This is a genomic window from Acidimicrobiales bacterium, from assembly GCA_036273495.1.
Taxonomy (GTDB): Bacteria; Actinomycetota; Acidimicrobiia; order Acidimicrobiales; family JAJPHE01; genus DASSEU01.
Genome location: DASUHN010000254.1, coordinates 1 through 17,204, shown reverse-complemented (window position 1 = coordinate 17,204; position 17,204 = coordinate 1). Strand labels below are relative to the sequence as shown.

Annotated in this window: 19 protein-coding genes; 13 read left to right on the top strand and 6 right to left on the bottom strand. The window is 73.1% G+C overall.

Annotated elements, in window-relative coordinates; translation table 11 throughout:
• The coding region (locus VFW24_11000) for an MFS transporter (protein ID HEX5267290.1) at positions 1 to 735 on the bottom strand (735 nt) is incomplete at its 3' end.
• A gap of 98 nt (positions 736 to 833) precedes the next feature.
• Between VFW24_11000 and VFW24_10995 the strand changes: the two genes are divergently transcribed.
• Entirely contained in the window at positions 834 to 1,649 is an 816-nt protein-coding gene (locus VFW24_10995) for a site-2 protease family protein (GenBank protein HEX5267289.1), read from the top strand.
• Positions 1,650 to 1,660: 11 nt separating this feature from the next.
• Here the strand turns inward: VFW24_10995 and VFW24_10990 are convergent, their stop codons facing one another.
• Both VFW24_10990 and VFW24_10985 read right to left on the bottom strand, forming a co-directional pair.
• Positions 1,661 to 2,383 carry an alanyl-tRNA editing protein gene (locus tag VFW24_10990; GenBank protein HEX5267288.1) on the bottom strand — a complete coding sequence of 241 codons (723 nt, stop codon included), beginning with the start codon at positions 2,381 to 2,383 and terminating at the stop codon, positions 1,661 to 1,663.
• Positions 2,380 to 3,657 (bottom strand): acyl-CoA dehydrogenase family protein, encoded by a 1,278-nt coding sequence (locus tag VFW24_10985; protein HEX5267287.1) that lies wholly within the window; start codon positions 3,655 to 3,657, stop codon positions 2,380 to 2,382. Before VFW24_10985 ends, VFW24_10990 begins: the two co-directional genes overlap by 4 nt.
• A gap of 77 nt (positions 3,658 to 3,734) precedes the next feature.
• Between VFW24_10985 and VFW24_10980 the strand changes: the two genes are divergently transcribed.
• Positions 3,735 to 4,739 (top strand): potassium channel protein, encoded by a 1,005-nt coding sequence (locus VFW24_10980; GenBank protein ID HEX5267286.1) that lies wholly within the window; start codon positions 3,735 to 3,737, stop codon positions 4,737 to 4,739.
• A 40-nt stretch (positions 4,740 to 4,779) separates the two neighbouring features.
• Here the strand turns inward: VFW24_10980 and VFW24_10975 are convergent, their stop codons facing one another.
• Complete coding sequence (locus VFW24_10975; GenBank protein ID HEX5267285.1) at positions 4,780 to 5,541, bottom strand: DUF2520 domain-containing protein; 762 nt, start codon at positions 5,539 to 5,541, stop codon at positions 4,780 to 4,782.
• A gap of 122 nt (positions 5,542 to 5,663) precedes the next feature.
• Between VFW24_10975 and VFW24_10970 the strand changes: the two genes are divergently transcribed.
• Genes VFW24_10970 through VFW24_10955 form a run of 4 tightly spaced genes read left to right on the top strand, consistent with a single transcriptional unit; the run spans position 5,664 to position 9,296 of the window.
• A complete protein-coding gene (locus VFW24_10970) occupies positions 5,664 to 6,782 on the top strand; it encodes a DegT/DnrJ/EryC1/StrS family aminotransferase (protein HEX5267284.1) in 1,119 nt (372 codons plus the stop codon).
• A complete protein-coding gene (locus tag VFW24_10965; protein ID HEX5267283.1) occupies positions 6,779 to 7,717 on the top strand; it encodes an NAD-dependent epimerase/dehydratase family protein in 939 nt (312 codons plus the stop codon). The genes VFW24_10970 and VFW24_10965 overlap by 4 nt, the downstream gene beginning before the upstream one ends.
• Entirely contained in the window at positions 7,714 to 8,832 is a 1,119-nt protein-coding gene (locus tag VFW24_10960; GenBank protein ID HEX5267282.1) for a hypothetical protein, read from the top strand. Before VFW24_10965 ends, VFW24_10960 begins: the two co-directional genes overlap by 4 nt.
• Positions 8,833 to 8,873: 41 nt before the next feature.
• A complete protein-coding gene (locus VFW24_10955; GenBank protein ID HEX5267281.1) occupies positions 8,874 to 9,296 on the top strand; it encodes a hypothetical protein in 423 nt (140 codons plus the stop codon).
• Here the strand turns inward: VFW24_10955 and VFW24_10950 are convergent.
• Positions 9,293 to 10,585 carry an acyl-CoA dehydrogenase family protein gene (locus VFW24_10950; protein ID HEX5267280.1) on the bottom strand — a complete coding sequence of 431 codons (1,293 nt, stop codon included), beginning with the start codon at positions 10,583 to 10,585 and terminating at the stop codon, positions 9,293 to 9,295. The genes VFW24_10955 and VFW24_10950 overlap by 4 nt on opposite strands.
• An 87-nt stretch (positions 10,586 to 10,672) precedes the next feature.
• Between VFW24_10950 and VFW24_10945 the strand changes: the two genes are divergently transcribed.
• From VFW24_10945 to VFW24_10920, 6 genes are all read left to right on the top strand, one after another.
• A complete protein-coding gene (locus tag VFW24_10945) occupies positions 10,673 to 11,611 on the top strand; it encodes a pyridoxal-phosphate dependent enzyme (GenBank protein HEX5267279.1) in 939 nt (312 codons plus the stop codon).
• Positions 11,611 to 12,063: an NfeD family protein gene (locus tag VFW24_10940; protein HEX5267278.1), complete on the top strand. Its 453-nt coding sequence runs from the start codon at positions 11,611 to 11,613 to the stop codon at positions 12,061 to 12,063. Before VFW24_10945 ends, VFW24_10940 begins: the two co-directional genes overlap by 1 nt.
• Positions 12,057 to 12,923, top strand: a complete 867-nt coding sequence (locus VFW24_10935) for an SPFH domain-containing protein (protein HEX5267277.1) — start codon at positions 12,057 to 12,059, stop codon at positions 12,921 to 12,923. Before VFW24_10940 ends, VFW24_10935 begins: the two co-directional genes overlap by 7 nt.
• Positions 12,924 to 12,934: 11 nt before the next feature.
• Positions 12,935 to 13,609, top strand: a complete 675-nt coding sequence (locus VFW24_10930) for an MBL fold metallo-hydrolase (GenBank protein HEX5267276.1) — start codon at positions 12,935 to 12,937, stop codon at positions 13,607 to 13,609.
• 81 nt (positions 13,610 to 13,690) lie between these two features.
• The gene (locus VFW24_10925; protein ID HEX5267275.1) at positions 13,691 to 15,286 is read left to right on the top strand and encodes a long-chain-fatty-acid--CoA ligase; all 1,596 of its coding nucleotides are present in this window, start codon (positions 13,691 to 13,693) and stop codon (positions 15,284 to 15,286) included.
• A gap of 48 nt (positions 15,287 to 15,334) precedes the next feature.
• Positions 15,335 to 15,529 (top strand): hypothetical protein, encoded by a 195-nt coding sequence (locus VFW24_10920; protein HEX5267274.1) that lies wholly within the window; start codon positions 15,335 to 15,337, stop codon positions 15,527 to 15,529.
• On the opposite strand, the gene VFW24_10915 is transcribed toward VFW24_10920, so the two are convergent.
• Positions 15,505 to 16,422: a LysR family transcriptional regulator gene (locus tag VFW24_10915; GenBank protein HEX5267273.1), complete on the bottom strand. Its 918-nt coding sequence runs from the start codon at positions 16,420 to 16,422 to the stop codon at positions 15,505 to 15,507. The genes VFW24_10920 and VFW24_10915 overlap by 25 nt on opposite strands.
• 92 nt (positions 16,423 to 16,514) lie before the next feature.
• On the opposite strand from VFW24_10915, the gene VFW24_10910 reads away from it, so the two are divergent.
• The coding region (locus VFW24_10910; GenBank protein HEX5267272.1) for an HAD family hydrolase at positions 16,515 to 17,204 on the top strand (690 nt) is incomplete at its 3' end.

Sequence of the window (17,204 nt, the reverse complement as noted above, 5' to 3'; positions counted from 1 at the left end):
CAGGAGGAACGCCAGTGAGGTCCACAGGACGCTGAAGGTGCCGAAGGAGAACAGCCCGTAGATCGAGCGGAGGCGCAGGACCGGCTCCTCCCGGAGGAGGGTCACCACCGAGCCGATCAGTCGCGGGTACGAGAGGTCGGTGCGCTCGCGGTAGGTCGGCAGCCGGACATAGAGGACCACGGCCTGCACCACCATGGCCCCGGCGGCGACGAAGTACACGACCCGCCAGGTGCCCGTCTCGGCCAGGTACCCGGCCACGGTGCGGGCCAGCAGCACGCCGATCAACAGCCCGCTCATCACCATGCCCACCACCTGGCCCCGCTCCTCCGCCGACGCCAGGGACGCGGCAAAAGGCACGAGGACCTGGGCCAGCACCGACACGGCCCCGACCACCAGGGCAGCGGGCAGCAGCGAGGCGGCCGAGGGCGAGGCGCCCAACCACACCAGCGCGAGAGCGGTGGCCACCGACAGGAGCGACACCAGCCGGCGCCGTTCGACCAGGTCCCCCAGCGGCAGGAGCAGGACGAGCCCGAGGGCGTAGCCCACCTGGGCCACGGTCACGATGAGGCCGGCCACGCCGGGGCCGAGGTGGAGGCTCCGGCCGATGGCCGGCAGGAGGGGCTGGGCGTAGTAGTTGTTGGCCACCGCCAGCCCCGTGGCCACGGCCATGACCGTGACCAGGCCCCGGTCCATCCGGGCGTCCGGGCCGGGCCCGGTGCGGGTCGCGGTGGCCATCGGGCCATCCTGGCCCAGTCCGACACGCCCCCCGACACACATCCCGCTCACAGCAGGCTCCGAGGGGTGTCCCAGCTGTCGTGCGCACAATTGAGTCCATGACCGAGAGCGTGTACCTGGGCCGGATCGGCGGGGTCCGGGTCGGCATCAACTGGAGCCTCGTACCCGTCTTCGTGCTCGTCGCCTGGAGCCTGGCGGTCGGGCAGCTGCCCGCCGAGACGCTCGGCTACACCCGCAGCGCCTATTGGGCGGCGGCGGTCGTGACCAGCGTGGCGTTCTTCGCCAGCCTCCTGGCCCACGAGCTCGCCCATGCCGTGGTGGCCCGGCGCCACGGGGTGCAGACCCGGGGCATCGTGCTCTGGCTGTTCGGAGGCGTGGCCCAGCTCGAAGGGGACATGCCGAACGCCCGGGCCGAGCTGCGGGTCGCGGCCGCCGGGCCCGCCACCAGCCTGGCCCTCGCCGTCGTCACCGGCGCCGGGGCCTGGGTGTTGGACCACACCGGCCAGAGCGCGTTGCTGGTCGCCGCGGTGGCGTGGCTCTCCGGCATCAACGCCCTGCTCGGGCTGTTCAACCTCCTACCCGCCTTCCCCCTCGACGGGGGTCGGGTCCTGCGCGCCTTCCTGTGGAGGCACTGGCGGGACCGGCTGCGGGCCACGGCCGTCGCCGCCACGGCAGGGAAGGTCGTCGGCTACGGCCTCGTGGCGCTGGGCGGGGTGGAGGTGCTCACGGGTGGCGCCCTCGGGGGCATCTGGCTCGGGATGATCGGGTGGTTCGTGGCCACCGCCGCCGGCCAGCAGCGCGAGCGGGTGAGCGAGCGCGGCCGCTTCGGGAGCCTGCGGGTTTCCGACGCCATGACGCCGGAGCCGGTGGTTGTGCCCGCCACCGCCACCGTGGCCGAGGTGGTCGACCGCTGACGGCGCCGAGCTCAGGTGGGCTCCAGGACCTCGATCCTGATCCGCTTGTTGCCCTTGCCCTTGGACTCGGTCTTCACCACCCGGACCCGGCCCACCTCGTCGGTGCTGCGCACGTGGGTGCCGCCGTCGGCCTGCTTGTCCAGCCCGACGATGTCGACCACCCGGATGCGCGGTACCGACGGCGGGATCAGGTTCACCTTGGTCCGGATCAGGTCGGCGTCGGAGAGCGCCGTGTCCCGCTCCAGGTAGTCGACGCGTACCGGCCGGGCGGCTGCGAGCTCGGTGTTCACCAGCTCCTCGACCGTGGCCCCGAACCCCTCGGGCAACGGGTCGAACTCGAAGTCCATGCGGGCCGACAGGGGCTCCATGTTCCCGCCGGTCACGGGCACCGACCACCGGTTCCAGATGACCCCGCAGAGAACGTGTAGGGCGGTGTGGGTCCGCATGAGCCGGTGGCGCCGGTCCCAGTCGATCTCTCCCTCGACGGCGCTGCCCACCGCCAGCCCCTCGCCGTCGAGGGTGTGCCACACCAGGCCGTCGTGGTCGGGCCCGTGGCTGACCCCCACCACCCGGCAGTCCCCGAGCGTGCCCGTGTCGTGGGGCTGCCCCCCGCCGGTCGGGTAGAAGGCAGTCCGGTCGAGGGCCACCGCCCCGTCCTGGGCCGCGACCACCTCGGCGGTGAAGGTGCGGAGGTAGGAGTCGTCGAGGTAGAGGAGCTCGGTGGCCGCCGTCACCACCTATCGCTGGCGCGCTTCTCGACGTAGTCGGCGTACGCGGCCAGCTCGGGATCGGTCAGGACCTCGGTGAACTTCTTGCGCGCCTCGGCCCGCTTGGTCGGGATGTACTCGCTCGGCCACAGGCCCTCGTGGGGCCGATGGTCCTTGAGCACGTTGCGGGCCACGGTCACCTTGTGCACCTCGTCCACGCCGTCGGCGATGGCCATGGTCGGGGCCCCGGCGTACATGTCCTGCAGCGGCAGGAGGTTGGTCGTGCCCAGCGACCCCATGACGTGCAGGGCGCGGTAGGAGACCTCGCGCAGCACCTTGGCGCAGGTGTACTTGCAGGCCGCGATCTGGGTGCGCGTCGCCTGGGTGCTCGAGTTGTCGATGGTCCAGGCCGTCCACAGCACCATGAGGCGGAGCATGTTGATCTCGGCGTAGGAGTCGGCGATCATCTCCTGCACCATCTGGTGCTCGGCTATCACCTTGCCGTGCGACTCCCGGCTGAGGGCGCGCTCGCACATCATGTTGAAGGCGCGCTTGCACTGGGCCACGGTCCGCATGGCGTGGTGGATCCGCCCTCCGCCCAGACGCCGCTGGGCCAGGACCTTGGCCCCGTCCTCGGGCCCCAGCAGGTGGTCGAGGGGGACGCGCACCTCGTTGTAGCGGATGTGGTTGTGGTTACGCGGGTACGGCATGATCTCGACGCCGGGCGCCTCGCGGGGCACGATGAACATGCCGTTGACGCACATCACGAACAGGATGTCGGCGTACCGTCCGGCGCTGGTGAACCACTTCTCCCCGTTGATGACCCACTCGTCGCCGTCCTTCACGGCGTGGGTCTTGAACAAGTTCGGGTCGGAGCCGCCCTCGGGCTCGGTCATCGAGTAGGCGGAGAACATCTCCTGGTTCATCAGCGGGACCAGCCAGCGCTGCTTCTGCTCGTCGGTGCCGTAGGCCGCCAGGATCTCCATGTTTCCCGTGTCGGGGGCGGCGGTGCCGAAGATGGCCGGGGCCGAGCCGTAGGCGCCCAGGATCTCGTTGATGAGCGCCAGCTTCAGCTGGCCGAGGCCGGGCCCTCCGAGCTCCTTGTCGAGGAACAGGGCCCACAGACCCCGCTCCTTCACCTGCTGCTTGAGGGGATCGACGAGCGCCTTCACCTTGGGGCTGCGGGAGCGGACCGCTCCCGGGAACACGAGGTCGAGCGGCTCGATCTCCTCCTTGCAGAAGCGCGCGACCCAGTCGAGCTGCTTCTGGAACTCCGGTTCGGTCGAGAAATCCCAAGCCACCAGAACCCCCTCTACCTGTAGCTGGCCCCGCCATCATTCCATGGGGCGGCGGAGTCGGATGGGCGAGACTGGCCGGCATGCCGCCGACGGGAGAGCGCCGGGCCCTCGGCCACGTCCGGGTGGCGCTGGTGGCTCTGGCCGTGGTGGTCCTCGGGGGATCGCTCGGCTACTGGGCCCTCGGCGCCTCCCCGCTCGACGCCGTCTACCAGACCGTCACCGAGATCACGACCGTCGGGTTCCGCGAGACCCGGCCCCTCTCCGAGGGGGGCAAGGTGTTCTCCATCATCCTGATCCTGGCGGGGGTGGGGACGGCGCTGTACGCCCTCGGCGTGCTGATCGAGGTGCTGATCGAGGGCCAGCTGGCGGCCATCTTCGGGAGGAGGCGCATGGAGCGCAGGATCGCCGGCATGTCCGGCCACGTGATCGTGTGCGGGTGGGGAAGGGTCGGGCGGGTGGTGGCCGACCAGCTGTCGGCCCGGGGAATGGAGTTCGTCGTGATCGACGTCGACCCCGAGCGCCTGGCCGACATCCCCTACGCCGCCGTCGTCGGGGACGCCACCGACGACGCCGTGCTGCGGTCGGCGGGGATCACCACGGCCCGCGCCCTGGTCACGGTCATGAGCAACGACGCCGCCAACCTGTACGTGACGCTGTCGGGCCGCTCGTTGAACCCGGCCCTGTTCATCGTCGGCCGGGCCCGGGTGGCCGACTCCGAGGAGAAGATCCGCCGGGCCGGCGCCGACCGGGTGGTGAACCCCCAGGCCATCGGCGGCTCCCGGATCGCCGCCCTGCTCTTCCAGCCCCACGTGTCGGAGTTCCTCGACGTGGTGACCCACGAGGAGGGCCTCGAGTTCCGCCTCGAGGAGGTGCGGCTCCCGGCCGGCTCCCCGCTGTCCGGCCAGACCCTCGGGGACAGTCACATCCGCGGTCGCACCGGCGCCCTGGTGCTGGCGCTGCGCCAACCCGACGGCTCGTTCGTCACCAACCCGTCGCCCGAGACCGTCGTCACCGAGGACCAGGTCCTGATCGTCATCGGCACCGGCGCCCAGCTCGAGGGCCTGGCCGGCCTGGTGGGGGCCTGACCCCGGCTGGTGCGGGCCCGAGCCGGCGCCCGACCACGCGTCAGCGAGGATCCAGCAGCCCCGGAGGCGGCTCCACCCCCGCCAGCCGGGCCGCCTCGGCCGCCAGCGCCCGGTAGGCGGGGCGGTCCCCCTCGTCCAGGGCGTCCAGGTGGGCCGCCACCGTCTCCCAGTCCCCGCGGGCCACGGGCCCGGTGAGGGCCAGGTGGGGCCCGAGCCGGTCGACGTTCTCGAGCGCCCCCCGGGCCAGGGTCAGCAGGGCCTCGGGCGGCACCCCGGCCGACGCCCCGACCCGCTCGGCCTGGGCCAGCACCGCCACCAGGTGGTTGGCGGCGATGGCGGCGGCGGCGTGGTAGCGGGCCCGGTCCTCCTCGGGCACGGAGAAGCTGCGCCCGCCGAGGGCGGTGACGACCGCCCGGGCCGCCGCCTCGGCCCGGGGGGCGTTGGCGCGGAGTCCGAACCAGGCGCCTCCGCCGAGACGGAGGGCGCCGACGTCGGCATCCGGGAGGGAGACGAGGGGGTGCACGGCCGCCCGATGGCGGTGGGGGGCCAGGGCGTCGAGGCCGAGAAGCCCGGAGAGGTGGGCCACGGTCGTGCCGGCCCGGGGCCGGACCGAGCCCGCCACCGCCGCCACCTCGGCGTCGCGGGTGGCGATCACGAGCAGGTCGACCCCATCGGCGGCCCCGGCCCGGGCGGAGGGGTCCTGGCCCCGGCCGTGGGGCCCGTCGACGTCCCATCCCGCCGCGGTGAGAGCCCGGTGCAGTGAGGTGCCCGCCCGGCCCGGCCCGATGATCCGCGTGAGCAACGGCAGCACTCTAAGTGGCGGTTCGGGGATGTGACTGCCACGAGGGGTCCCCGACTAGCGTTCTGTGATCACACCCAGCGGGAATCGTCCCCTTGGGCCCCTTCGAGTGGAGGTCAGCGTCGTTGCGAGTACCGGCAGCCAGGATCACGTTCGACGCCCCCGACCGGCGCCGCGTGGCGAGCCTCATCGAGGAGGCGCTGGCCTCGGGCGCGCTGACCCTCGGGCCGTTGACCAGGCAGCTGGAGGAGGGCTTCGCCGAGCACCACGGGGCGCCCCACGGGGTGGCGGTGGCCAGCGGGACGGCGGCCCTGGAGATCATCCTGCGCTACGTGGGGGTGCAGGGGGCCGACGTGGTCGTCCCGGCCAACACGTTCTACGCCACCGCCGGGGCGGTCCTGCACGCCGGGGCCAGGCCGGTCTTCGCCGACGTGGAGGCCCGGACCTTCGCCCTGTCCCGGCAGACGGTTGCGGACGCTCTGACCGAGAACACCCGGGCGGTCGTCCTGGTGCACATCGCCGGGGTGATCACCGACGAGGTCGACGCCATCCGGGAGCTGTGTGACGCCAGGGGCGTGGCGCTGGTCGAGGACGCCGCCCACGCCCACGGCTCCTCCCTGAAGGGCCGCCACGCCGGCAGCTTCGGGATGGCCGGCGCCTTCTCGTTCTACCCGACCAAGGTGATGACGACTGGGGAGGGCGGGATGATCCTGACCTCCGACACCCAGCTGCGCGACGAGGCCCGGATCTACCGCGATCAGGGCAAGGCCGGCTTCCTCGGGGACGACCACATCAAGATGGGCTACGCCTGGCGGATGAGCGAGCTGGCGGCGGCCACGGGCGTCGTCCACCTCGAGCGCCTCGGCCAGGCCATCGCCGTGCGGGGGTCGGTGGCCGAGCGCTACGACCGGGCCCTCGGGTCGCTGCCGGGCCTCCAGCTGCTGGCGCCCTGCGAGGGTGGGGTCAGCAACTACTACAAGTACGTGGTGCTGCTGCCCGACGCCGCCGACCGGGACCGGATCAAGAAGTCGCTCCGCGAGGAGTTCGAGGTGTTCCTCTCCGGGGAGGTCTACGCCACGCCGCTGCACCACCAGGAGGTCCTGCGCCCCTTCGCCGGGGAGTCGCTGCCGGTGGCCGAGGACGTCTGCTCCCGCCACGTCTGCCTGCCGGTCATGTCCGACATGACCGACGCCGAGGTCGACCACGTGATCGAGTCGTTCACCCGGGTCTACGAGGCGCTGTGAGGACGGTCGTCACCGGTGGCTCCGGGTTCATCGGGAGCCACGTCGTCGAGCGGCTGGTGCGGGCCGGCCACGACGTGGTGGTGGTCGACTCCCGTTCCCACATCCCCCGGCCGCACGCCGGCGCCGACTACGTCCGGGTCGACATCCTCGACCTCGACGGGCTGAGCGGGGCCTTCGCCGGTGCCGACGCCGTGTTCCACCTGGCGGCCATGGCCGACGTGGACATCATCGCCAAGGACCCGGTGCGGGCCACCAGGGTGAACGTGGACGGCACGGGCACCGTGCTCGAGGCGTGCCGTCAGGTCGAGGTCGGCCGGGTGGTCCTGGCGAGCACGGTGTGGGTCTACGGGGCGGCTCCGGGGGAGGGGGACATCCCCGAGGACGCGGCCCTGGCCCCCGACCACGTGGCCCACATCTACACGGCGCAGAAGGTGGCCGCCGAGATGCTGGTGCACTCCTACCGGGCCATGTACGGGCTGCCCTTCACCATCCTGCGCTACGGGATCCCGTACGGGCCCGGGATGCGGGACGAGCTGGTGATCGCCCGGTTCATCCACCAGGCGATGGCCGGGCGGCCGTTGACGATCAGCGGGGACGGCTCGCAGTACCGGTACTACGTCTACGTGGAGGACCTGGCCGACGCCCACGTGCTGGCCCTCGAGCCCGCCGCCGAGAACCAGGTGCTGGCCCTGGAGGGGCGGGAGCAGGTCTCGATCAAGCGGATCGCCGAGGCGGTCGCCGCCCAGCTGGGCGGGACCGAGGTCACCTACCAGCCCGCCCGGGTGGCGGACTTCGCTGCCCGCCCGGTGCTGGCCCGCCGGGCCGAGGAGCTGCTGGGCTGGACCCCCTCCACCGCGTTCGAGGAGGGACTGCGCCGTTGCGTGGAGTGGTACCAGGAGGCGGGCCAGGGCCAGCGGTCGGCGCCGCCGGCGTGAGCGGGACCGACCAGCACCGGGTCCTGATCCTCTCCGGCTCGATCGGCAAGGGCCACGACACGGTCGCCGCCGCGTGCGAGTCGGCCCTTAGCGCGGCCGGATCCGAGTCCGAGATCGTCGACTGCATGGCCCTGCTCGGGGGCATCGGGAACCGTCTCGGGGAGGGCGTCATGCGGACGCTCATGGCCATCCCCGGCGCCTACGACGCCTTTCATTTCGCCTACCTGCGCCCGGGGGGCCGGGTGGCGCGGGGCGCGGACATGGCCGCCGCCCGCAAGATTCTCAACCCCATCCGCGCCATCCTGCGGGAGCGCCCCGCCGACGTGCTCCTCTCGGTGTTCGCCACGGGGGGCGCCGTGGCCCACCTGCTCCTTCCCGAGCTGCCCGGGGTGGAGTCGGTCGTGTACTGCACCGACGCCTGCCCCCACGCCATGTGGGTGCACGCCCGCACCCGGCTGTTCCTGGTGACCTCGCCGATGTCGGCGGCGTTCGTCCGCTACCACCGCCCCGACGCCCAGGTGTCGGTCGTGCCCCCGGCGGTCCGGCCCGGGTTCTACGACGCCCCGTCGCGGGCCGTGGCCCGCGAGATGCTCGAAGTGGAGCCGGAGGGACCGGTGGTGCTCCTGATGGCCGGGGCGTGGGGGATCGGTCCGCTGGACCGGCTCGCCAGCGTCCTGGCGCGCGACGGAGTGACCGTGATGGCGGTGGCCGGGGCCAACGAGCGCCTGTACCGCAAGCTGCGGGCGGTTGCCGCAGAGCACCCGAAGATCCGTGCCTTCGGGTATTCCGACCAGATCCCCGAGCTGATGTCGGCCGCCGACGTGGTGGTGACCACTCCGGGGGACACCTGCACCGAGGCGCGCCAGCTGGGCCGGCCCATGGTGCTGCTCGACACCGTGCCCGGGCACGGCCGCGAGAACCTCGAGCTCGAGCTGGCCCGGGGGGCGGCCACCGCGGTGCCCGGCGATCCCGAGGTGGTGCGGGACGCGGTCCGCGTGGCGTTGAAGGGCCAGATCCCGCCGGCGTCCGAGCGGCCGTCGGCGCGCGAAGAGTGGGCCCGCACCTTCCTTGCCAGCCTGGCCCCGGTTGGCATTACGCTTCCGTCCCCGTCGTAAGCACGCCGCTCACCGACGATCCGAGGAGGACCACCTTTCACATGCCCGAGATCGGGGACCGCGTCGCCATTGCGGGGAACAAGGTCGGTCAGGCGCCGCGCGAGGGAACAGTGCGCGCCAAGACCGGCAGCCTCATCCGCGTCGAGTGGGAGTCCGGCGAGGAGTCGACGATGATGCCGGCGCCGGGAACGCTCACCGTGCTGCCGAGGCGCCGGGGGACCAAGAAGGCCGCGCCCAAGAAGGCTGTGCCGAAGAAGGCCGCATCCAAGAAGGCCGCGCCCAACAAAGCTGTGGCCAAGAAGGCGATCGTGTCGAAGCGGCCGTCCGGGACCAGGAAGGGTGCGGCCGTGAAGAGCGCCGTGACCAAGAGCCCCGCCCCGGCCGCCAGGAAGCCGGCTCCCGCCAAGAAGGCGGCGCCGGCCCGGAAGGCCGCGCCCGCCAGGAAGGCCGTCAAGAAGCGCTAGGCGCCCGGCCCCCGGTCGGGCCGGAGGTTGGTGCGCACCTCGCGGAACGGGACCTGGGTGTCGACCGCCGGTTCGCGGGGCAGGCCCAGCGCCCGCTCCCCGAGGATGTTGTGCTGCACCTCGTCGGTGCCCCCAGCGATCGATCCCGCCGGCACCGACGTGATGATCTCGGCGACCAGGCCCTCGAGCGGCGAGTCCGGACCCGACACCAGTGCCCCGGCCCCCGCCGCCGACGCGTGCACCGCCGCCGCCCGCCGGGCGATGTCGCTCCCCGTCAACTTGGCCAGTGACCCCTCGGGCCCGGGCTGCTGGCCCCGGGCGCGCGCCACCCGGGCCCGGGCCACGTTCCACCGGGCCACCCGCTCGCGGATCTCCACGTCGACGGCCTGCTGGCGGAGCACGGGATCTGCGCCCCGGCCCGCCTCGCGCAGGTTGGCGGCCACCAGGTCGGGGCGCCCCGCCCGCTGGGGGTACCACACGTAGGTCTTGGCGTACTCGGCCGCCTCGGCGGCGGCCTCGGACGCGGCCCGACCCGGCGGACCGCCCGGCCCGCCTGAGCCGCCCGCCCCGCCCCCGACCAGCGCCCGCACACCGAGGCCCCGCTCGTGGGCGAGCGTGGTGAGGGCCACCCGCCAGCCCTCCCCGATCTCGCCGACGACGTCGGAGGCCGGCAGCCGGGCGTCGGTGATGAACACCTCGTTGAACGAGGCGTAGCCGTTCATCTGGCGGATGGGCCGGACCTCGACGCCGGGCTGGTCCATCGGCAGGACGAAGTAGGTGATGCCCTTGTGCTTTGGGACATCCCAGTCGGTGCGGGCCAGGAGCATGGCCCGGGCGGCGGAGCGGGCCCCCGTGGTCCAGACCTTCTGGCCGTTCACCACCCACTCGTCCCCGTCCCGCTCGGCCCGGGTGGTGAGCCCGGCCAGGTCCGAGCCGTTGCCCGGCTCGCTGAACAGCTGGCACCACTTCTCCTCACCGGTGAGGATCCGCCGCAGCAGCCGGCGCTGCAGCTCGGGTGCGCCGTGGGCCAGCAGGGTCGGCGCCGCCAGGGCCATGCCCGAGCCGACCGCCGCCCCGACCGCCCCGACCCGGGAGAACTCCTCGTCCACCACCCCGGCCAGGGCCGCCGGCACGTCCCGGCCGTAGAGGTCGCGGGGCCACGTCGGCGCTCCCCACCCCGAGTCGGCCAGGCGGTCCCGCCACTCGGCCAGGGCCAGGTCCGGGTCCCAGGCCTCCTCGAGCCACTTGCCGACCGCCGTGCGGAGGGATGTCGCGTCCCAGTCGTCCACTGGCGGCGAAGCTACTTTCGTCCCACGGCCGGGACCGGGCGATACCTCGAGGAGCACCTGGCCGCCACCGGGGCCGCCCGCCGCCGCGTGGCGCCCTACGTGCGGCGGACGCCCGTGCTCGACACCGACCTCGGCCTCCTCAAGGCGGAGAGCCTGCAGGTCACCGGGTCGTTCAAGCCCAGGGGCGCGTTCAACAAGGTGCTGCGCCTGCTCGAGGCGGCCAGGGACGGGGGACCGCCCGTCACCGGCCTCGCCGCCGTCAGCTCGGGCAATCACGCCCAGGCCGTGGCCCTGGCCGGTCGCACCCTCGGCCTGCCGGTCGCGGTGGTCATGCCCGAGGACTCCCGGCCCAACAAGGTGGCCGCCACCCGGGACCTCGGCGCCACCGTCGTGACCGAGGGGGTCACGGTCGAGTCCCGCCAGGGCCGCCTGGCCGAGCTGCTGGACGAGACCGGCTACCAGCTGGTCCACCCCTTCGACGACTGGGACGTGATCCACGGGCAGGGCACGGCCGCCCTCGAGATCCTCGAGGACCACCCGGGCGTCGCGACCGTCGTCGTGCCCGTCGGGGGCGGGGGGCTGATCTCCGGAACGGCCCTGGTGCTGAAGGCGGCGGCCCGCCCGGCCGGCCGGCCCCTACGTGTGATCGGTGCCGAGCCCGAGCAGGCGCCCGACGCGGCCGAGAGCCTGCGCACCCGCACCCATGTGCACCGCCCCGCCGGGCCGACCTTGGCGGACGGCGCCCGGGTTCCGTCCGTAGGCGAGCGCCCCTTCGAGGTGATCGTCGAGCGGGGCCTGGTCGACGACATCGTCACCGTGCCCGAGGACGCCATCGCCGCCGCCGCGGTGGCCATGGCCGACCGGGCCCGTCTCGTCGTCGAGCCCACCGGGGCCCTGGCGGTGGCGGCCGTGCTGGCGGGGCTGGTCCCGGGGCGGCCGGACGGGACGACCGTTGCGTACCTCAGCGGCGGGAACATCGACCCCCGGCGCCTCTCGGACCTGGCGGCGACCGTACACTCGGCCTGATGGCGTGGCTCATCGGGGCCGTGCTCGTGGTGATGGTGGGAGCGGTCGCGCTGGTCGGCGCCCACGCCGGCCCCCACGGACTGCCCGGGCCGGCGGTCGCCATGGGCCTGGCCGTCGGCTGGTTCCTGGCCGCGTCGGCCGCGGGCGCCGGCTCGGGGACGGCGTGGTGGCTGGCCGGCACGTGCACCGCGGCGTGTGTCGTGTCCGCCGGCCTGGCGGTGCCCGCCCTCCGCTACCGGCGGATGGCACCGAGCGGGGCCCTGCGCGCCGCCGCCGGGGAGGCGGGCCGGGCCGTCACCGCCCTGGACCCGGTGGGGGTGGTGCAGCTGCACGGCGAGTCGTGGACGGCGGAGTCGGTGAGCGGCCCCGTTCCCGCCGGCGCCGAGGTGCGGGTGGTGTCGGTCGACGGGGTCAGGCTGCGGGTCTGGTCCGAGGAGGGAGCGCCGTGTTAGCAGGGATCCTGGGCGGGGTGGCGTTCGCGGTTCTGGTCCTGGTCGTGCTGGGCATGGCCGCGGTGAAGGTCGTGCGCGAGTACCAGCGCATCGTCCTGTTCCGCCTGGGCCGGGCCATCGGGGCCCGCGGGCCCGGGCTCAAGGTGATCAACCCGGTCACCGACCGGGTGAGCTGGGTGGACCTGCGCGAGCAGTTCCTCGAGATACCCCACCAGACCGCCATCACTCGCGACAACGCCTCGATCAACATCGACTTCATCATCTTCTACAAGGTCTTCGACGCCGTCACGTCGGTCCTGGCCGTGCAGGACTTCCAGGGGGCGGCGCTCAACATCGCGTCGACCACCCTGCGGTCGGTGGTCGGCGACATGAGCCTCGACGACGTCCTGTCCAAGCGGGAGCAGATGAACAGCGTCCTTCGCGTGAAGCTGGACGAGGTGACCGAGCGCTGGGGGGTGAAGGTGACCAACGTGGAGGTGCGGGAGATCAACCCGCCCCCGCCCGTGCAGGAGGCGATGACCAGGCAGATGTCTGCCGAGCGCAGCCGGCGGGCGGCGGTGACCGAGGCCGAGGGCCAGAAGCAGGCGTCGGTCACCGTGGCCGAGGGGGACAAGCAGTCGGCCATCCTCTCGGCCGAGGGGGACCGCCAGGCCGCCATCCTCCGGGCCGAGGGCTTTGCCCTCGCCCTGCAGAAGATCTTCGAGGTGGCCCACGAGGTCGACGCCAACACCATGACCCTGCAGTACCTCGACGCCCTGAAGGAGCTGGGAGCGTCGGACTCCACCAAGTTCGTGATCCCGGTGGAGTTGGTCAACCTGGCCGCCAACGTGCTCGACGGGGCCCGCCCGGCCAGGCCGTAGGATTCGTCGCCGTGCCCGGGCGCCTCTATTTCCGTCAGCTGCTGTCCGGGCGGGACTTCGCCGCCGGGGACCAGCTGGCCACCCAGATGGTGAACTTCACCTACCTGATCGGGGACCGCCAGACCGGCGAGGCGGTGGTCGTCGACCCCGCCTACGCCGTCGAGGAGCTGGTCGACGTGGCCGCCGCCGACGGCATGCGCGTGGCGGGAGTGCTGGCCACCCACCACCATCCCGACCACGTGGGCGGCTCGATGATGGGCCTCACCATCGAGGGCGTGTCCCGGCTGCTCGAGGTGGCCGACGTGCCGATCCACGTCAACAAGAACGAGAGGGAGTGGGTGCGCCGGACGACCGGTGTCGAGGCCCGGAGCCTGGTCGAGCACGACGGCGGGGACGTCATCGACGTCGGCGCCATCCAGATCCACACCATCCACACCCCGGGCCACACCCCCGGGAGCCAGTGCTTCCTCGTCGAGGACCTGCTCGTAGCGGGGGACACGCTGTTCCTCGAGGGGTGCGGGCGCACCGACCTGCCCGGCAGCGACCCCCAGGCCATGCACGAGAGCCTGCGCCTGCTGGCGTCGATGCCCGACGACCTGGCCCTGTTCCCCGGTCACCGCTACTCCGCCCCGTCGTCGGCCACAATGGGTGCGGTCAAGGAGATGAACCCCGTCCTCCAGTCCTGAGTTGTCGACCGACCGGGACTTCGCGTCGGAGCAGGAGTACATCCGCTCCGATCACCGGGCGCTGCCCGGTATGTTCGCCGCATGACCGACAGCGGTTGGGCCGGCACCGGTCCGGCAGCCACGGATTGGACGGTGGCGGGAGTGGTGCGGGGCCACGCCGCCGCCGACCCCGACGGGTGCGCCATCAGCACCGGGGACGCCGACTGGAGCTGGGCCGAGCTCGACGACCGCTCCAGCCGGGTGGCCCAGGCCCTGGCGGCGGCCGGGGTCGGGGCCGGGGACCGCATCGCCTTCCTCGACAAGAACGGGGCCGAGTACTTCGAGGTCCTGTTCGGCGCGGGCAAGGTCGGCGCCGTCAACGTGGCGGTGAACTGGCGGCTGGCGGCGGCGGAGATGCAGTACATCGTCAACGACGCCGAGGCCAAGGTGCTGGTGGTCGGGCCCGACTTCGTCGGGCACCTCGACCAGATGCGCCCCGGCCTGGACACGGTGAAGACGGTGGTGCAGATCGGCGGGCCGGCTGACACCGCCTATGAGGACTGGCTGGGGCGCCAGCCGCCGGCCGATCCCGGCCATGTAGGCGCCCCGGGAGACGTGGCCCTGCAGCTCTACACGTCGGGGACGACCGGGCTGCCGAAGGGGGCGATGCTCACCAACGCGAACTTCGCCACCATCGTCACGCGCGTCGCCGCGCCGTGGCAGCTCGGTGCCAGCTCGGTGAACCTGGTGGCCATGCCCCTGTTCCACATCGGGGGCTCGGGCTGGGCCCTCGTCGGGATGGCGGCGGGCTGTCGCTCCGAGGTCGTGCGGGAGGCGGTGCCCGACGCCCTCCTCGACCTGATCGACCGGCGTGGCGTCACCAACGCCTTCATCGTGCCGGCCCTGCTGCAGGTGCTGTGCGCCGTCCCCGGCGCCGCCGAACGCGACTACAGCGACCTGCGGGCCATCATGTACGGCGCCTCGCCGATCACCGACCGCGCCCTCACGGTGGCGATGGAGACGTTCGGCTGCGACTTCGTCCAGCTCTACGGCCTCACCGAGACGACCGGCGCCGTGACCCAGCTCGACGCCGCCGACCACGATCCCGGCGGGCCCCGCGCCCACCTCCTGCGCTCAGCGGGGCGGCCCTACCCGTGGATCGACCTCCGCGTCGTCGACCCCGAGTCGGGGGAGGAGCGCCCCCGGGGCCAGGTGGGGGAGCTGTGGTGCCGCTCGACCCAGAACATGCTCGGGTACTGGAACAAGCCCGACGCCACCTCCGCCGTCATCACCCCCGACAACTCCTTCAAGACCGGTGACGCCGGCTACATGGACGACGAGGGCTTCGTGTTCCTGACCGACCGGATCAAGGACATGATCGTGAGCGGCGGGGAGAACGTGTACCCGGCCGAGGTCGAGAACGTCGTCGCCTCCCACCCCGACGTGGCCGACGTGGCGGTCATCGGCGTGCCCGATCCCAAATGGGGGGAGACGGTGAAGGCCATCGTCGTGGCCGTTCCCGGCTCGGCCCCCGACCCCACCGCCATCATCTCCTTCTGCCGCGAGCGCCTGGCCCACTTCAAGTGCCCGACGTCGGTCGATTTCATAGGCGTACTGCCACGCAACCCGTCCGGGAAGATCCTCAAGCGCGAGCTGCGCGAGCCCTACTGGCAGGGCCGGGAGCGGCGCATCAACTGAAGGCCATCAACCGGCATTAACAGGCCCGGGGCGGGGAAGGTAAGGCTCGTGGAACTCCGAGACCCGAACTCCGTCGAGGACCATGCCGTGGGCCTCGAGCTGCAGCTCATCGAGCTGGTCGAGCAACAGGAGCGGGCCCGGGTGCAGCATCGCCTCGAGGCCGTGGCCGCCATCCAGGGGGAGATCGACGTGCTCCAGAAGGAGCTGGCCGAGCTGCCCTACACCGGGTCGGCCGGCGGGTAGACGCCGCTGTCCCCGCTCGTACCCACGTGGGCGGAGACGATCTCGAGCAGCAGCTCCCGCACGGCGCGCGCCGGCGCCGACAGCAGGCCCCGGCGCCGGATCACCACCCCCACCCGCCGCCGGGGCAGGCCCCGCACCGCCACCCGCACCCACTGGTCGCGCAGGAAGTCGGGCACGGCCGTCGCCGGCAGGAGCGCCGGCCCGTGGCCGTCGAAGGTCAGGGACGCGATGAGCCGCACCCCGTCGAGCTCCGCCTTGGCCTGCAGGCCCCGGCCGAGGGCGTGGTCGAGCTCCTCCCGGAAAGGCGTGCCCGTGACCGGCAGGAGCAGGGGGATGGCCCGCAGCTCGGCCGGATCGATCGACTCCCGGGCCGCCAGTGGATCGGTGCGCGCCACCACCAGCACCACGTCCTCGTCGAACAGGCGCTGCCCGTCGACGTCGGCATCGGTGACAGGCACGAGGGTGACCGCCAGGTCGAGCCGGCCGGCCAGGAGTCGCTCGGTCAGCTCCGCCGAGGAGCCCTCGACCACGCCGAGGTGCACACCGGGGTGGCGCTCGGCCACCACCGCCAGCATCCTCGGGGCCAGCCACCGCGCCGTCGTGCCGATCATCCCGAGGCGGACGTGGCCCGTGTACACGTTGCGCACCGCCGCCACGTCGGCCACCAGGGCCTCGATCTCCGCCAGCACCCGGCGGGCCCGGGCCACCGCCGCCGCCCCCTCCTCGGTCAGCGCCCCCCGCGAGCGGTCGAACAGCGGCGCCCCGAGCTCGCGCTCCAGGCGGGCCACGTGGGTGGACACGTTGGACTGGACCGTGCCCAGGGCGTCGGCCGCTCCCGAGAACGTCCCGTTGTCGGCCACCGCCAGGATGGCCGCCAGCTGGCGCAGCTCCATCGCCTACGAAGATAGGCGGGACCGGCGCCATACCTGACCGCGGCGGGGGCGGGGCCGGATGCCCGGCGGCGCCGGCCGGTAGATTCCGGGCGGTGAGCGGCGCCGCCTTCTTCGACCTGGACCGCACCGTCCTCCGCCGGGCCAGCGGCCCCCTGATCAGCGAGGCCCTGGCCGCCGCCGGCGTGGTGCCGGCCCGGGGCGCCGGATTCGGGGGTGCCCTCTACCGGATCTACGACGTGATCGGGGAGACCCTGCCGTCGATGGCCATGGCCCGGGCCGCGGCCCTGTTCTCCCGGGGGTGGCCGGCCGACACCGTCCGCCAGGCCGGCAAGGAGCTGGCCGAGCGTCTCGACAACCTGGTGGCCCCCTACGCCCGGACGCTGATCCGCCAGCACCAGGACACCGGCCGCCCGACGGTCCTGGCCACCACCACACCGCTGGACCTGGTCGCCCCGTTCGCCGAGCGCCTCGGCTTCGACGACGTGGTGGCTACCCGCTACGCCGAGAAGGACGGCTCCTACACCGGCGCCCTGGCCGGCGAGTTCGTGTGGGCCACCGGGAAGCTGCGGTCGGTGCGGCGTTGGGCCGACGACCACTCCGTCGACCTCACCGAGAGCTTCGCCTACTCCGACAGCTTCTTCGACCTGCCGCTGCTCTCGGCGGTCGGCAACCCGGTGGCGGTCAACCCCGACCCCCGCCTGCTGGCCGTCGCGACCGTGCGGCGCTGGCCGGTCATGAACCTCGACGTTCCGCCGGGCGTGCCCAAGGTGGCGGGGACCGAG

Coding starts and splice junctions, on each gene's coding strand:
- VFW24_10995 (HEX5267289.1), top strand. CDS start 834: ATGACCGAGAGCGTGTACCTGGGCCGGATCGGCGGGGTCCGGGTCGGC.
- VFW24_10980 (HEX5267286.1), top strand. CDS start 3,735: ATGCCGCCGACGGGAGAGCGCCGGGCCCTCGGCCACGTCCGGGTGGCG.
- VFW24_10955 (HEX5267281.1), top strand. CDS start 8,874: ATGCCCGAGATCGGGGACCGCGTCGCCATTGCGGGGAACAAGGTCGGT.
- VFW24_10940 (HEX5267278.1), top strand. CDS start 11,611: ATGGCGTGGCTCATCGGGGCCGTGCTCGTGGTGATGGTGGGAGCGGTC.
- VFW24_10925 (HEX5267275.1), top strand. CDS start 13,691: ATGACCGACAGCGGTTGGGCCGGCACCGGTCCGGCAGCCACGGATTGG.
- VFW24_10915 (HEX5267273.1), bottom strand. CDS start 16,422: ATGGAGCTGCGCCAGCTGGCGGCCATCCTGGCGGTGGCCGACAACGGG.